This is a genomic window from Kitasatospora sp. NPDC001225, from assembly GCF_053597855.1.
The window spans coordinates 32,919-47,232 of the sequence record NZ_JBSFJC010000016.1; the positions used below are offsets into that span (position 1 = coordinate 32,919).

17 protein-coding genes are annotated in these 14,314 nt (G+C 74.7%); 6 read left to right on the top strand and 11 right to left on the bottom strand.

Annotated features, from left to right (window positions below):
• Positions 1–35: 35 nt before the first annotated feature.
• Complete coding sequence (locus tag ACWDCZ_RS07985) at positions 36–167, top strand: hypothetical protein (protein ID WP_259316466.1); 132 nt, start codon at positions 36–38, stop codon at positions 165–167.
• Entirely contained in the window at positions 167–289 is a 123-nt protein-coding gene (locus ACWDCZ_RS07990; RefSeq protein ID WP_255357467.1) for a hypothetical protein, read from the top strand. The genes ACWDCZ_RS07985 and ACWDCZ_RS07990 overlap by 1 nt, the downstream gene beginning before the upstream one ends.
• Before the next feature lie 102 nt (positions 290–391).
• Here ACWDCZ_RS07990 and ACWDCZ_RS07995 read toward each other — a convergent pair whose 3' ends face one another.
• Positions 392–1,459 (bottom strand): helix-turn-helix transcriptional regulator, encoded by a 1,068-nt coding sequence (locus ACWDCZ_RS07995; protein WP_387830200.1) that lies wholly within the window; start codon positions 1,457–1,459, stop codon positions 392–394.
• A 156-nt stretch (positions 1,460–1,615) separates the two neighbouring features.
• On the opposite strand from ACWDCZ_RS07995, the gene ACWDCZ_RS08000 reads away from it, so the two are divergent.
• Together ACWDCZ_RS08000 and ACWDCZ_RS08005 are read left to right on the top strand one after the other, a co-directional pair.
• Positions 1,616–2,545 (top strand): response regulator transcription factor, encoded by a 930-nt coding sequence (locus ACWDCZ_RS08000; RefSeq protein WP_449815515.1) that lies wholly within the window; start codon positions 1,616–1,618, stop codon positions 2,543–2,545.
• 111 nt (positions 2,546–2,656) lie between these two features.
• Complete coding sequence (locus tag ACWDCZ_RS08005; protein WP_449815516.1) at positions 2,657–3,370, top strand: alpha/beta fold hydrolase; 714 nt, start codon at positions 2,657–2,659, stop codon at positions 3,368–3,370.
• A gap of 88 nt (positions 3,371–3,458) precedes the next feature.
• On the opposite strand, the gene ACWDCZ_RS08010 is transcribed toward ACWDCZ_RS08005, so the two are convergent.
• On the bottom strand, positions 3,459–3,881 hold the full coding sequence (locus tag ACWDCZ_RS08010; RefSeq protein WP_049659674.1) for a cupin: 423 nt from the start codon (positions 3,879–3,881) through the stop codon (positions 3,459–3,461).
• Positions 3,878–5,377, bottom strand: a complete 1,500-nt coding sequence (locus tag ACWDCZ_RS08015) for an MFS transporter (protein WP_449815517.1) — start codon at positions 5,375–5,377, stop codon at positions 3,878–3,880. The genes ACWDCZ_RS08010 and ACWDCZ_RS08015 overlap by 4 nt, the downstream gene beginning before the upstream one ends.
• A 57-nt stretch (positions 5,378–5,434) precedes the next feature.
• On the opposite strand from ACWDCZ_RS08015, the gene ACWDCZ_RS08020 reads away from it, so the two are divergent.
• Positions 5,435–6,163 carry a TetR/AcrR family transcriptional regulator gene (locus ACWDCZ_RS08020; RefSeq protein WP_449815518.1) on the top strand — a complete coding sequence of 243 codons (729 nt, stop codon included), beginning with the start codon at positions 5,435–5,437 and terminating at the stop codon, positions 6,161–6,163.
• A gap of 38 nt (positions 6,164–6,201) precedes the next feature.
• Here the strand turns inward: ACWDCZ_RS08020 and ACWDCZ_RS08025 are convergent, their stop codons facing one another.
• From ACWDCZ_RS08025 to ACWDCZ_RS08040, 4 genes are all read right to left on the bottom strand, one after another.
• On the bottom strand, positions 6,202–6,975 hold the full coding sequence (locus tag ACWDCZ_RS08025; RefSeq protein WP_449815519.1) for an SDR family NAD(P)-dependent oxidoreductase: 774 nt from the start codon (positions 6,973–6,975) through the stop codon (positions 6,202–6,204).
• Positions 6,976–7,156: 181 nt separating this feature from the next.
• Complete coding sequence (locus ACWDCZ_RS08030; RefSeq protein WP_049650939.1) at positions 7,157–7,957, bottom strand: metal-dependent hydrolase; 801 nt, start codon at positions 7,955–7,957, stop codon at positions 7,157–7,159.
• 140 nt (positions 7,958–8,097) lie between these two features.
• Positions 8,098–8,919, bottom strand: coding sequence for a lipase family protein (locus ACWDCZ_RS08035; RefSeq protein ID WP_449815520.1), 822 nt, complete (start codon positions 8,917–8,919; stop codon positions 8,098–8,100).
• 206 nt (positions 8,920–9,125) lie between these two features.
• Positions 9,126–10,343 carry an alpha/beta hydrolase family protein gene (locus ACWDCZ_RS08040; RefSeq protein WP_449815521.1) on the bottom strand — a complete coding sequence of 406 codons (1,218 nt, stop codon included), beginning with the start codon at positions 10,341–10,343 and terminating at the stop codon, positions 9,126–9,128.
• A gap of 106 nt (positions 10,344–10,449) precedes the next feature.
• Here ACWDCZ_RS08040 and ACWDCZ_RS08045 point away from each other — a divergent pair, with 106 nt between their 5' ends.
• Positions 10,450–11,091 carry a TetR-like C-terminal domain-containing protein gene (locus ACWDCZ_RS08045; RefSeq protein ID WP_449815522.1) on the top strand — a complete coding sequence of 214 codons (642 nt, stop codon included), beginning with the start codon at positions 10,450–10,452 and terminating at the stop codon, positions 11,089–11,091.
• A gap of 48 nt (positions 11,092–11,139) precedes the next feature.
• Here the strand turns inward: ACWDCZ_RS08045 and ACWDCZ_RS08050 are convergent, their stop codons facing one another.
• The 4 genes from ACWDCZ_RS08050 to ACWDCZ_RS08065 all read right to left on the bottom strand — a co-directional run bounded on the left by ACWDCZ_RS08050 (position 11,140) and on the right by ACWDCZ_RS08065 (position 14,172).
• Positions 11,140–11,766, bottom strand: coding sequence for a DUF6879 family protein (locus ACWDCZ_RS08050; RefSeq protein ID WP_449815523.1), 627 nt, complete (start codon positions 11,764–11,766; stop codon positions 11,140–11,142).
• The gene (locus ACWDCZ_RS08055) at positions 11,759–12,028 is read right to left on the bottom strand and encodes a hypothetical protein (RefSeq protein WP_049650950.1); all 270 of its coding nucleotides are present in this window, start codon (positions 12,026–12,028) and stop codon (positions 11,759–11,761) included. Before ACWDCZ_RS08055 ends, ACWDCZ_RS08050 begins: the two co-directional genes overlap by 8 nt.
• A 177-nt stretch (positions 12,029–12,205) precedes the next feature.
• Positions 12,206–12,862, bottom strand: coding sequence for a LuxR C-terminal-related transcriptional regulator (locus tag ACWDCZ_RS08060; RefSeq protein ID WP_049650944.1), 657 nt, complete (start codon positions 12,860–12,862; stop codon positions 12,206–12,208).
• Positions 12,826–14,172: a sensor histidine kinase gene (locus ACWDCZ_RS08065; RefSeq protein ID WP_449815524.1), complete on the bottom strand. Its 1,347-nt coding sequence runs from the start codon at positions 14,170–14,172 to the stop codon at positions 12,826–12,828. The genes ACWDCZ_RS08060 and ACWDCZ_RS08065 overlap by 37 nt, the downstream gene beginning before the upstream one ends.
• Between the last annotated feature and the right edge of the window lie 142 nt (positions 14,173–14,314).

A 14,314-nucleotide genomic window follows, 5' to 3' on the forward strand; every position in this document is an offset into this window, starting at 1 on the left:
TCCGGTGGCCGGCACCACCACGGAAAGGAACGACCATGACCCAGATCCTGGCCCTCCAGGGCCTCCAGAGCGAGACCGGCACCGGTGCCGTCGAGCCCAACAGCCACTGGAGCAGCTTCGCCCACTACCGCGCCGAGGCGCCCGTCGCCGAGGAGGCCGGTCTCTGATGTCGACGATCCTCTCCCTCCAGGCGCTCGAGGCCGCCCAGGACGACGCGGCCGTCCCGTTCAGCCACTGGAGCACCGACCTGCACCTGCCGTTCGGCGCCCCGGTCGAGGCTGCGGAGTAATCCTCCGACCGACGACGCGCAGGCCCGCCGGGACCACCCGGCGGGCCTCCGTCCGTCGTACCGGGGCCCTTGTCCGCCGAGCCCGCCGGGTTGGGGCCGGCCTCAGCAGGGCCCGGTGGCGTCCGCCGGGACGGTGAGCCCGGCCCGCTCGGCCAACGCCCCGGCCTGGAACCGGCTCTGCGCGCCCAGACGCGCCAGCAGCTCGGCGATGTGGCGCCGGCAGGTGCGGGTCGACATGCCCAGCCGCCGGGCGATCGTGTCGTCCTTCTCCCCGGCGGCGAGCAGCACCGCGATCACCTCCTCGACCTCGCGGGACACCGTACGGGCGGCCCTCGGCGCGGTGTCGTACGGGACCGCCTGGCTCCACTCGTGCTCGAAGAGCCCGACGAAGTACGCCACCAGGGACGGCTCCCGGACCAGCAGCGCCGCTCCGGTGGCGAGCCTGGCCGGCACGAAGGCCGTCGTCCGGTCCACCACGACCAGCCGGGCCGGCACCTCGGCGCGGGTCCGGACCTCCGCCCCCGCGGCGATGACCAGCTCCGCGTAGGAACGGGTGGGCGGGTCGAACCGGGCCGGGTGCTGGTACAGGCTCCGCAGCCGGACGCCCCGCCCCAGCGCGGCCAGGTCCCGGGGCAGCGCCTCCGCCAGGTCCGCCTGCGGGTGCCCGCCGCCCGGCTGGACGGTCAGCACCTCCTCCTTGGCGGCGCCCACCACGGAGCCGAGCGCCGAACCGGCCGCGTGGGCGTCCTCCAGCAGGCGGACCGAGCCGTCCACGCCGCCGCCCTGCGCCCGGTACACCGGCTCCAGCGAGGCCACCTCGGCGCGCAGCCCCGCCAGCGCGGCCTGACGGCGGCCCAGCTCGGCCTCCGCGATGCGCAGCCGCGCCTCCTCCCGTCCGGTCAGCCGCGCGGCGGCCGCCTCCGGGCCGACCGCCGCGAAGCAGCCCGGCCCGGCTCCCGGCCGCCGCACCAGCAGGCACAGCGCCGCCAGCCGGTCGACGGCCGCCCGGCAGCGCGCCTCGCCGAGCCCGAGGTCGGCGGAGATCCGCGCCAGGTCGGCGGGCTCGACCCGCCGGTGCCGCACCGCCCACTCGTAGACCAGCCGCGTCTCGCGATCGAGCAGGGCCTCCCGCCCCGACGACCGGACCGCGTCCGTTTTCACCGGATTCATCCACCCCTCCTCAGTCGGCCAACAACTTCCTGGCCCCCTCGCCCCCTGGCGGCCGCCGCGACCGTTGACGACGATCGAACAACCGCTTCCGGGGCCGACCGACCGCCGGACGCGACCGTCGACCGTCGGCCGCCACCAGCTGTCAAGAGGGCTGTCATGAGAGAACGTGGAACCGTCCACCTCGCGTTCACCCCACACGCACCAGGAGCCCCACTGGGCTCCGTCCCGGCCCCCACCACCCCCACCGCCGGGCCGGGCGACGGCACCGTCGCCTTCTACGCCTGGGCCGTCCGCCAGGACCGGCCCGCACCGATCCGGCCCGCGGCAGGGCAGTCGTGGCGGGCCGAGCAGTCGTGGACGGCCGCGCAGGCGGTCCACGGGCGGCCTGAGACCGGCGCACCCGCCGTACGGCCGGAGGAGGTGCCGCCGGACCACGGCGCCGTACACGCGATCGTCGGCGACCGGCTGCTGCGGGCCCGCCGGGAGGTCGTCCTCTGCTGCCCCGGCGGCGACCCGACGGCGGCGGCGCTGGCCGACCTGGTCGTGGCCGAACTGCCGCGCACCGACCCCGCACTGCGGGTCCGGATCGTCCACCAGCACCCCGCGCGCTTCCACCTGCCCACCCAGCGCCAGGCCCGGGCCGCGGAACGGGCCGGCGCCGAGGTGCGGACCACCGGGGAGAGCTGCGGCCCGCTGCTGGTCGTCGACCGGGAGAGCGCCTTCCTGCCGGAGCGGGGACGGACCGACGGGCTCGTCCTGGTGGACCAGCCGTCGGTGGTGGCCCACCTGGCCGACTCCTTCGAGACGCTCTGGCACCAGGGCGAGGCCTTCCGCAGCGGCCCGGCCGCCGCCCGCGCCGTCTCGGACGAGCTCCGGACGACGATCCTGCGGCTGCTCGCCGACGGCCTGAAGGACGAGGTCATCGCCCGCCGGCTCGGGCTCTCGCTGCGCAACTGCCGACGGCACATCGCCGGCCTCTACAGCTCCCTGGGCGCGGACAGCCGCTTCCAGGCGGGTGTGCTGGCGGAGCGTCACGGCCTCACCGGGACGGCAGCGGCCGCCGCCGTCGCCACCGGAGGCCGCTGACGGCCGGCCCGGGCACGACGGCGACACGCCCGGCGTCACACCGCCGTCACGTTCACCACGGATACTCGGACGGGCCCACCGCCCGCGCCCCGTACGACGGAGGACCCGCCCGTGACCGCCGCCACCGACCGCCCCACCTTCCTGCTGGTCCACGGCGCCTGGCACGGCGCCTGGTGCTGGGACCCCCTGCGCGCCGCCCTCGCCGCCGACGGCTGGCGCTCCCACGCCGTGGACCTGCCGAGCTCCGCCGCCCACCCCGACGGCGCCCGGTCGGCGGGCCTGCTGGAGGACGCCGCCGTGATCCGCGACCACCTGCGGCGGATCGACGGCCCGGTGGTGACGGTCGCCCACTCCTACGGCGGCGCCCCCGCCACCGAGGCCGTCGCGGGCGCCGCCAACGTGGTGCGGGCGGTGTACGTCTCCGCCTTCCAACTGGACGTGGGCGAGAGCACGTTCTCCTTCCTGGGGATTCCCTCACCGGAGGACGACACGGGCCACACCCCGCCGGACGCCGCCCACGCCCGCCAGGAGTACTACGCCGACGTGCCCGCCGACGTCGCCGACCGCGCGGTGGCCCGGCTGAGCCCGCAGAGCGTCCGGTCCTTCACCGAGCCGGTGACCACGGCGGGCTGGCGCACGGTGCCCTCCAGCTACGTCGTCTGCGACCAGGACCAGGCCCTCGACCTGTCTCAGCAGCACCGGCTCGCCGCCCGCGCCGACACCGTCCACCGGCTGCCCAGCAGCCACTCCCCGTTCCTGTCCATGCCCGGGGAGCTCGCCGCCCTGCTGGCGCGGATCGCCGGCTCCGCCGCACCCTCGGCCTGACGTCAATCCCCTTGTTGACAAGGGGTGTTGGCGGACACGCCAGGGTGGTCCGGCTCGTGCCGGACCACCCCGCCACGGCCCACGCCGGTCAGCCCGCCTCGGTGCGCGGCTCCAGCCGGGTACCCGTCCGGAGGGTGATCGACATCAGGTCGCTGGGGGCGTCGAGTTCCAACCGGTGCCAGCGGCCCCGGGGCACGATCGCGGCGGTGCCCGCCGTCAGCCGTACCACCGACTCGGCCTCGCCGGCCTCGCCGGGCTCACCGGGCTCGACCGGGCGGAGGAAGAGCCGGACGCCGCCGGCCAGGCAGCAGACCGCCTCCTCGGCCTCGGGGTGCATCTCCCAGTGGTCGGCGTGGACCTCGGCGTCGCTCTCCACGTGGAAGGTCGCGATCTGCCAGGCCCCGGCGTCGCCGCCGGTCATCCGCCGCCCGGTGGCCCGGACGTCGCCGTCGGGGTGGATGTGCAGGGCCGAGGAGAACAGGTCCACGGCCTCGATCGGCGTGGTCGTCATGAGCGGGTTCCTTCCAGTCGGTTCTCCGCGCGGTTCCGCGCGGAGCTTTCTGCGGGGCTCTCCGCTCCGGGGGTGAGCGGGTCGGGGAGGCCCGGCGCCTCCGGCCGCCGCCGGGGCAGCACGGCGACCGCCACCACCGCGGCGAGGACGAAGAGCCCGGCGGTGACGGCCAGTCCGGTGGCGTAGCCGTCGTTGAGGGCGACGGGGTCGGTGGCGCCGCCGGTGCGGTGCGCGGCGATGGTGGCCAGGGCCGCCAGGCCGACGCAGCCGCCGAGTTGGCGCGAGCTGTTGAGCAGGCCGGAGGCCATCCCGGCCTCGCGGGCGGCCACACCGGTGGTCCCGGCGGCGGCGACCGGGGCCAGGACCAGTCCGGTGCCGACGCTGGTGACCAGCGACGGGCCGAGGACGTCGGTGAGGAAGCCGCCGTCCGGGCTGATCAGCGCGAACCAGGCCAGGCCCGCGGCGGCCAGCACGGCCCCGGGCACCAGGGCGGCCCGCGGAGTGCGGCGCGCGACGACGCGCGTGGCGAACACGGTGCCCGCGACCAGTCCGGCCGAGAAGGGCAGGAAGGCGAGGCCGGTGGCGGCGGCGCCCAGGCCCAGGACCTGCTGGAGGTAGAGCGAGACGAAGTAGAAGGCGGTGAACTGCCCGGCGGCGGCCAGGAACACCAGCACGTTGGCACCGGCCACCCAGCGGCTGCGCAGCAGGCCGAGGCGGAGCAGCGGCGCGGCGGTCCTGGCCTCGGTGACGGCGAAGGCGGCCAGCAGGGCGCCGGCGGCGGCGAGCGTCCCCAGGGTGGCCGGGGAGCCCCACCCCCGGACATCGGTGCGGACCACGCCGAACACCAGCAGCCCGATCCCGGCGGTCGCGAGGACGGCGCCGAGCACGTCCGGCCGCTCCCGCCGTACGGGCCGTACGGGCCGCGCCTCGGCGGGGCCGTCGGCGGGCAGCAGGGCGAGCGCCGTCGCCACGACGGGCAGGTTGACCAGCATGACCCAGCGCCAGCTCGCATACTCGGTCAGCAGCCCGCCCGCCAGCACCCCCAGGGCGCCACCGGCGGCGTTCGTCGCGCTCCACACGCCGAGCGCGCGCACCCGCCCGGGCCCTTCGGTGAACGTGGTGGTGAGCATCGCGAGCGCGGCCGGGGCGGCCGCCGCGGCGCCCACGCCCTGCCCCGCGCGGGCGGCGACCAGCTGCCAGGGCTCCTGGGCCAGCCCGCCGCCGAGCGAGCAGAGGCCGAAGACGGCCAGGCCGAGCAGGAGCAGCCGGCGCCGTCCGTACAGGTCGCTCGCGCGGCCGCCGAGCAGCAGGAGCCCGCCGAAGGTGAGCGCATAGACGTGCACGACCCAGGAGAGGTCGAGCGGGGCGAATCCCAGGTCGGTCCGGATCGCGGGCAGGGCGACGTTGACCACCGACATGTCCAGGGCGAAGACGAACTGGGCGACGGCCACCGCCGCCAGCACCCGGCCGGGGCGTCCCCGTGAGTTTTTGTACATGTATAGAAAGTAACCCCGGGCGATCCCCACTGTCGAGTCCCGGGTGATGATGGGGGCATGCAGCAGCCCTCCACCCCGCCGCCCGCCACCCCCAAGCCGGCCGGAGCGCGGCCCGCCGCGGCGCAGCCCGCCGCGCGGCGCAAGGCCACCGGTCGGCCTCCCCGGATCTCCCGGGAGGAGGTCGTCACGGCGGCCCGCCGGATCGTGGACGAGGAGGGCGTCGAGCGGCTGACCATGCGCCGTCTGGCCGCCGAGGTCGGCAGCACGCCGATGGCGCTCTACCACCACGTCCGCGACAAGGAGGAGCTGCTCGTCCTGCTGCTGGACGACTACGCCGCGCGGACACTGCGACCGACCGCGCTCCCGGCCGAGCCGCGCGCACGGGTCGTCGCCGCGGCGGCCGCCATCCACGAGGCGCTCGCCGCCTGCCCGTGGATCGTGGAGGTGCTGACCGGGGACAGCCTGATGTCCGCCCACTCGCTCTGGTTCGTCGAGCAGATCGTCGACGGCCTGGTGGCCTGCGGCCTGTCGCCGGAACGGGCCGTCCAGGGCTACCGCGCCATCTGGTACTACACGGCCGGCGAGATCATGGTCCGCACGTCGACGGCCCGCCGCCGGCCCGCCGACGACCGCCCGACCCACCGTCAGCAGGTCTTCGCCGACCTCGACCCGGAGCAACTCCCCCGCCTGGCCGGGCTCGCGGACCGCTGGGCGCCGCTCACCGCCCAGGACACCTACCGGGACGGCCTCGACGCCCTGGTGGACGGCCTGCTCGCGGCCCGCTGAGCGGCCGCTACCCGGTCACCCCCTGACCAGCGCCCCGGCTACTTCCCGACCAGGACCCGGCCCAGGATGCCGCTGACCACGCGGGGCGCCAGCCGCCGGGCGGTCCAGATCGCGTGGGTGCCACGCCCGGGGAAGGCCCACAGTCGCCCCCGCGCGAGGGCGCGGTCCATCGAGTCCAGCACCTCCTCCGGGCTCAACCCCCGGCGCTGACCGATCAGTTCGGGGGTATCCGTCCGAAGGCGCGCCAGCATCGGGGTCTCCACCGCGGGCGGGCAGACGCACACGACCTGGATCCGGTCCTTCCGGTGCTCGGCCGCGACGGTCTCGGCGAGGAAGTGGACCGCCGCCTTGGCCGCACCGTACGCCCCGCCCATCGGCGCCGGGACCCAGCCGGCGATGGACCCGAAGAGCACGACCTGGCCCCCGCCCCGCGCCGCCATCACCGGCACCACCGCCCGGACCGTACGGAGCGTGCCGCCGTACACGACGTCCGTCAGGCGCAGGGTGTCCGCCGGGTCCCGATCGAGCAGCCGGCCCATCACGCCGACGGCCGCGCAGTGCACCAGCCGACGGGGCGGGCCCAGTTCGCGGCCGACGTCACGGACCACGGCGGAGACCGCCGCGTAGTCCGTGACGTCGCAGACGTACGGGCGCACCCCCGGGACCTGCTCCACCAACGCGTCCAGACCGGCCGCGTCGACGTCGACCGCCGCGACCGCCCAGCCCGCCCGGGCCAGCCGCAGCGCCGCCGCCCGGCCGATCCCGCTCGCGGCACCGGTGACGATCGCCACCTCACCCGGTACGGACGTCATCTGCCACGCTCCCACGGCTGCGAGAAGTACCGGACACGCCCCCGGCGCCGGAGGCCCAGCCTCCCGCACCGGCCATGCCTACCCAGCCGAGGGCACCCCGACTCTCACCCGGCCGGACGACCTCCGACCTCAGCCGTCGACACCAGCCGTTGACCTCGGCAGTCGACCCCGGCCATCGACCTCAGCCGTTGCCGAAGAAGCCGAGCGCCCCCGCCCCGCACACCCCGCCGACCCCCATGAACACCGGGGTCAGCACCTTGATCTCCACCCAGCTGCCGGCCCGGAACCGCATGCCCTTCGGCGGCCCGATCGGGTACCAGCGCCGGCGCCCGATCGGGATCGGCCACAGCACCGGGCAGCCCGAGACGGTCAGCGCGTCGCCCAGGCAGTGCACCAGCGCGCCGAGCGCGATCGGCAGGCCGATCCAGAGGTACTGCTGCCCGGGCTCCTCGAACAGCCACTGCGAGCCGTTGCCGGGCTTGTCGAGGACCTCCGCGAGCATCCACGCGCTGGTCGCCCCCAGCAGCCACACCAGGACGTCGCTGGAGACCCGGGCGTGCCGCCACAGCAGCCCCTCGATCGCCAGCACCATGTGCACGAACAGCACCACCAGCACGCCCCAGCGGCCGCCGTACACGGCCACCGCCGCCGCGCCCGCCCCGCACAGCACCGCCCAGAGCCAGGTGTGCGTCAGCGTCCGGTGGCCGCCCGAGCGCCGCGGGTCGCCCTTGCCGCGGGTGGCCTTGTACACCGCGTACGAGAGGTTGTCGATCACCTCGCAGAGCGCCCGGGACACCGGCCCGAACGCCCTGGATATCGTCGCCGCCTTGTGGTCCAGGTCGGGCGCCAGGGCCGCGCCCGCACAGATCAGCGCCCCCGCGAGCAGGACCGGCCAGGGCATCGGCTCCCCCATCCCGGCCGCCGCCGCGCCCACCCCCAGCCAAGCGGCCGCACCCGACAGCGAATGCGCCGGTCCCATCATGTCCGTACACCACCGATCCTCATCAGTTCCGTCCTCACCGCGAGGACCTGAGTTCACGGCAGCCTATCCGTCCAAGATCACCGGGCCCGCGCCCGTCCCGTGCGCCCCCGCCCCGGCGCGAGCCCTCCAGCCCGCGCCGGTCAGGCCAGGGCCTTCTCCAGCGCGGCGAGGTAACTGCGCATCAGGTGGTCGCGGATGCCCTCGCCGTCCGGGGAGAACGCCGCGGCGCCCAGGCCCTTGGCCCGGTCGGTCAGCGCGGAGACCAGCGCGACCTTCTCCTGGACGCGGCCCGCGGAGTCGATGTGGCGCAGCGCCTCGACGTGGGTGAAGGCGGGCTCCGGGGGCAGCTCGGGGACGATGTCGTTGCCGTGCACGAAGCGGTAGGTGCGCCCGCGCAGGCCCTTGTCGTACGCGGCGGCGAGCAGCCGGTCGCAGGTCCGGGGCTGGCCGTAGGTGTAGACGCCGTCGGCCGCCAGGCTCGGCTCCTCCAGGTCGAGCCGGGCGGCGGCGAGCATGGCGAGGGCGCCGCCGAGGCTGTGGCCGGTGAACCACACGGTCTGGTCGCCGGTCCGCAGGTCGGAGACGGCCTTGGCGACGTCCGGGTAGACGGATTCGAGGGCCTCGGCGAAGCCGTAGTGGACGTAGCCCGTCCGGGCGGGGCCCGGCCAGGGCGGGGTGGTGGAGTCGGTGAGCCAGTCGCGGATCTGCGCGGGCTCGGTGCCGCGGAACGCGGTGACGATCATGTTGTCGCCGGCCATGGTGTAGGCCTGGGTGTCCTGCAGCGGGAACGGCGGGGTGAAGCGCGTCTGGTGGTGGCGCACGGTGTCGAAGCCCCAGGCGCGGGCCTGCTCCTCGATCGCGGCCTCGTCCTGGTAGGCGAGTTCGGCGGCCTTGGCCAGCCAGTACGCGTGCGGGAGGCTGTAGCCGGTGGCGTGCTGGTCGAAGTCGGTGGGGACGGCCATGGGGGCGACTCCTGTCGGGTCGACGGAAGGGACGGCGGGCCTGCCCCAGGGCCCGGCCTGCGCCCTCCACCGGGCGCGCACCGTAACGCCCTGGCGACCAAGGGTGACGCTACCGCCCGCGCGGTTCGTGGGCGACCGGGCACACCGCCACCCGCCTTCCCTCCCCGGGCGCCCACCAGCGGTGACACCCTCCGGCCCGACCCCCGTCAGCTCGCGGGCCGGGCGGCCCCGGCCAGGGTGGTGTCCAGCCAGTCGAAGGCCACCTGGTGGAAGCGGAACATGGCGCCCATGTGGCAATGCTCGCCCGCGCCCTCGGCCTCGGGCAGGGTGACCAGCGTGTGCGGGCAGGTCAGCGCGGCCCGGACCCGCTGGGGCTGGCCGCGGAAGAACTGGTCGTTCTCGGCGTCCAGGACGAGGGTGGGGCAGTCGATGAGCCGGGCGACGCCGTCGAGGGTGTAGTCGGCGGTACGGCGGATGTAGTCCGCCACCGACGCGGCACCGAACGTCCACACCCCGTTGCGCAGCGCCCAGCGCACCTGGGTGCTCACCTGCATGAACAGGCCCATGACGGGCTCCACGAGGTCATCCCGGCCGGCCTCGATCCACTCGCGCAGGAACGGCGGCAGGAACCGGTCGTGGGCCTCCCGGTAGTTGTAGAGGCCGTCGTCCAACACCAGGGCGGCCAGGCGGTGTTCGTGGGCGGCGGCGCGGGCGGCCAGGTAGCCGCCGAGGCTGTACCCGAACAGCACCAGCCCGTCGGCGGCGATCTCGGGGCGGGTCAGCGCGTAGTCGACCACCGGGGTCACCACGGCCTCCCAGTCCGGCCGGAAGACCAGCTGCTGCTCGCGCAGCACCGCACCCTGGCCCGGCCCGTCGTAGGCGAGGACGTTGTAGCCCCGGCGCAGCGCGGCCGCGGCGACGGCGAAGTACGCCTCCTCCAGCGTCGAGTCGAAGCCGCTGGTGAACAGGACGGTGGGGCGCCGGGCGCCGGAGTCGTCGACGAGGAACAGGTAGCCGGGCAGGTGCGTGCCCTCGTAGGGAATGGCCACGGCCTCGACGGGGGCGTCCATCAGGGCCGCCGCGGCGGCGAAGGTCTCCCGGGAGAGGGCGGACAGGCCCTTGGCCTCGGGGTCGTTCGCGGGGTCGTCGCGGCGGTAGAACTCGGCGGTGCGGTAGTAGTTCGACGCGCGCAGCAGGGCCTCGCGGGCGCTGACCCGGTGCCCGGCCGCCAGGGCACGGCTGCCGATGCCGTGGACGCGCTCCGCGGTGGCCTTCCACTCGCGCAGCCAGGCCTCCTCGTCGCCCTCGCCGATGTTCCGGGCGGTGGCCACGACCTCGCCCAGGTCGGCGCCGCCGTAGTCGGCGAATCCGGCCGCCCTGAGCGTCTCGAAGGAGAACGACTCGTCCTCGAAGAGGAATCGCATGGTGCACTCCCGGGCTCTTGGCGAGACGGAACCGTTCCGTCTCGTCTATGACGCTAGCCCTCACCCAGTCGAGACGCAAGCGTTCCGCCTGATGTAGGTTCGGTGCATGCCCAGCACCCCCGCGCCCCGGCCGGCCTCCGCCGCCCCCGACGCCGCCACGCCCCCCGCACGCCGGACGCCCGGCGGGCCGGTGCTCCAGGACTCCGTGACCGAGGCGATCGTGGCCGCCTTCTTCGAGGAACTGGCGGCCGTCGGCTACGCCCGGCTCTCCCTGGAGACGGTCGCCAGGCGGGCCGGTGCGGGCAAGGCCGCCATCTACCGCCGCTGGCCGTCCAAGCTCGACATGACCGTCGCCCTGATCCGCGCCGTGGCCGTGGACGCCTCCGAGATCAAGGACACCGGCACCCTGCGCGGCGACGTCCTCGCCTTCCTCACCGCGACCGCGGACGCGCTGCGCCACCCGCTCCCGGCGAAGATCATCCCCGACCTGCTCGCCGAAGCCGTCCGCACCCCCGAACTCGCACAGGTGCTACTGACCGCCGTCCGCGACCCCCGCCGCAGCAAGGCCACCGACCTGCTGGAACGAGCGGTCGACCGCGGCGAACTCCCCGCCGACCTCGACCGCGAACTCGCCCTCGACCTCCTCGCCGGCCCGCTGTACTGGCGCCTCGCCGTCGTCCACACGGCGACCGCCCCCGACTACCTCGACCGCCTCACCGACAAGCTCCTCGCCGCCTTCGCCGCCTGACGGCCGAGCCACCGCCGAGGCGCTCGCCCACCAGACCCGCACCGGCCCTCACCGACCCCCGAACCACCGGCGGCCGTGTACGGCTTCACGTTCGAAATACGCCAGAACGTCCTCGCCCACCCGGTGGAGATCCGCGAGATATCCCTCCCACCGGAGGACGAGATCGGGATCGGTGTACCTGATCGCACCGGCCGGAATTCCCGCCTCCGAATACCGCACCTGATAGAGCGTACGGCCGCCGAGAACGACGATTTCCGGCAGCTGTCCGAATTCCTCGGAATCGGCCAGTTCCACGGCGTCGACCATACGGACGCGCTCCCCGCATTCGGCTCGGATCCGCAGCGAGTGCAGCTGCCAGCGCAGGTAGTCCGTCCACGGCCGCTCGACCACCCGCACCCGGTGGAAGAAGGACCGCCGCGCCGCGTCCTCCCGCCCGATCGCGAGCAGCGCCGGGCGCCGGTCCTCCAGGAGTCGCAGCGCCTCGCCCCAGTCGCCGCGTCGGGCGGCCTCCCAGCTCGGACTGCCCTGCTCCTCGAAGTACTGGCGTCGCTCCAACTTCCACGAGTCCCGGCCGCGGATCAGCGCGTCCCGCTCGCGGAAGTCACGCTTGTAGTCGTCCCGGGCGAGGAGCTCGCCCCACTCGGGCCGCAGCTCGGGGGCGTTCCGATCAGGCATCCGGGATGTCCGCCTTCGCCGTGCTCACCATGAGGCCGGGGATGACGACGAGCCGCTCACCCGGGCCCAGGACGACGCCTTCGGGAAGCCGCCCGCGGTAGTCCTCCGTGAGATCGCGACCGATGACGGCGACATCGCCGTTCGAGAGCTGCCAGATGTCCGGGCATTCGTCCTTTCCGTCGGACGATCCCAGTTCCTTGGCGGATTTCCCGAGGCGTTTCTGCAATGAAGCGGAAGGATCGGCTTCCCATCGGCGAGCCATGCCTGCCCCCATTGATATTGCTCTCGGCGCGGAACCATGGTTGCCGCATCATACACCTGATGGGGAGTCAGGAGAATGTTCAGTACATTCGCCATGTACTCCTAAATGATCACCATCGCGGGCACATCGGTCCCCTGCGCGACAAAAACTCCGGGCACGTGGGCGTCGCACGCCGCCTCAGGGCGTGCGCGTCCCGTCGAGGTAGGCGAGGACGGCGAGGACGCGGCGGTTGTCGTCGTCGGAGGCGCCGAGGTTGAGCTTGGCGAAGATGTTGGAGGTGTGCTTGCTGACCGCGCCCTCGCTGAAGTGCAGCCGTTGGGCGATGGCGGCGTTGGAGCGGCCTTCGGCCATCATGGCGAGGACGTCGCGTTCGCGCGGGGTGAGGAGGGCGAGGGGCTGGTCGTCGGCGTTGCGGGCCAGGAGGCGGGAGATGACCTGGGGGTCCATGACGGTGCCGCCGGCGGCGACGGTGTGGACGGCGTCGACGAACTGGTCGGCCTTGGAGACGCGGTCCTTGAGGAGGTAGCCGACGCCACCGGTGCCGTCGGCGATCAGCTCCCGGGCGTAGAGCTGTTCGACGTGCTGGGAGAGGACGAGGACCGGCAGGCCGGGCCGTTCGCGGCGGGCGGCGAGCGCGACCTGGAGTCCCTCGTCGGTGTACGTGGGGGGCAGGCGGACGTCGACCACCGCGATGTCGGGGCGGTGTTCGGCGATGGCGGCGGCCAGTTCGGGGCCGCTCTCCACCGCTGCGACGATCTCGTGCCCGTGGGCACTGAGCAGCAGGGAGAGGCCGTCCCTCAGCAGGACGAGGTCCTCGGCGAGGACAACACGCACGGTAGCTCCATGATCAGCCTGGTCGGACCCCCCGGGGGGCTGGTCAGCGTGAGCGTACCGTCGAACGCGGCGAGTCTGCGCCGGATGCCCCGCAGGCCGCTGCCCCCGTCGGGGTCGGCGCCGCCGCGGCCGTCGTCGGTGACTTCGGCGCGGAGCAGTCCGGCGGCGTGGGTGAGGTACACGGTGGCGTGCCGGGCTTCGCCGTGCTTGACGGCGTTGGTGAGCGCCTCGCTGACGGCGAAGTAGACCGCCGACTCCACCGGCGCCTCGGCCCGTCCGGGCAGTTCGGCCCGGACCTCGACCTTCAGCGGGACGTCCAGTGCCAGCGCCCGTACGCCTTCGACGAGGCCGCGTTCGGCGAGCACCGGCGGGTGGATGCCGCGGACCAGGTCGCGCAGTTCCTGCAGCGCCTGGGTGACGTTCTCCTGGGCGTCCGTCGCCACCTGCTTCGCCTGGCCCGGGTCGCGGTCGACCAGTGCCGCGACCGCGCCGAGGCGCAGGCTCACCGCGACCAGTCGGGCCTGCGCGCCGTCGTGCAGGTCCCGTTCGATCCGGCGCAGTTCGGCGGCCTGGGCCTCGGTGGCGTCCAGCCGGATCTCGGTGAGCTGCTCGACCCGCCGGGCGAGCCGGGAGCGTTCGGTGGGGCCGAGCAGGGCGCGGGTCCACCGGCCGTGCAGGCGCAGCGCGGGCCGGGCGAGGGCGAGTCCGGCGGCGATCGGCACCGGGCCGAGGAGGCCGAGGAGCAGCGCGACCGGGCCGCCGAACGGCAGGTCGTACGGCAACGGCGCCTGGACCATCCCGTACAGGCCGGCGCCGACCAGCAGCACGGGCGCGGCCGCGATGCCGCCGCCGACCAGCGGGTCGGCGAGCACCCAGAGGACGTCGCGCCAGGTCGCCGGGTCGGTCCAGAGCCAGCGGACGTCGAGGGACATGCTGGCGAACCAGCGGTTCCGGTGGTAGTCGTGGCCGGTCCAGTACCAGCCGTGGAGGGTGCGTTCCAGGGCCGGGCGCGGCCGGTACGGCGGCGGTACGGGCACCTGCGACCAGTGGCCGGCCGCCCACCGGGCGGCTCCGGCGGCGGAGCGGACCATCCGGGTGGCGGTCGGGAAGAACGGGAAGATCCCGAGGCAGCCCCAGATCACGAACGACAGCAGGAAGGCCGCCGTCAGCCCCACCCCGACCGGTATCAGCAGCGTGAAGGCGGCGAGCCGCCCGAGCGCCCGTACGGCGCCGCGCAGCTCGCGCGCGGCGCCGCGACCCGGTTCGGCGGTGTCCGGCTCACGGGCGGCTGGGGTCTGCGGGCTGCTCACGGGGCCTCCGGTCGGATTCGGTCGTACGGGCCGTTCATGATCGCAGCCGTCCGCTCGGACGTCCGCCCGGGCACCACCCCCCGCTGACCGCGAGTCAGCCGACGCGCCCCCAGCACGAACCCGACCGCCACCGGCAGGTACC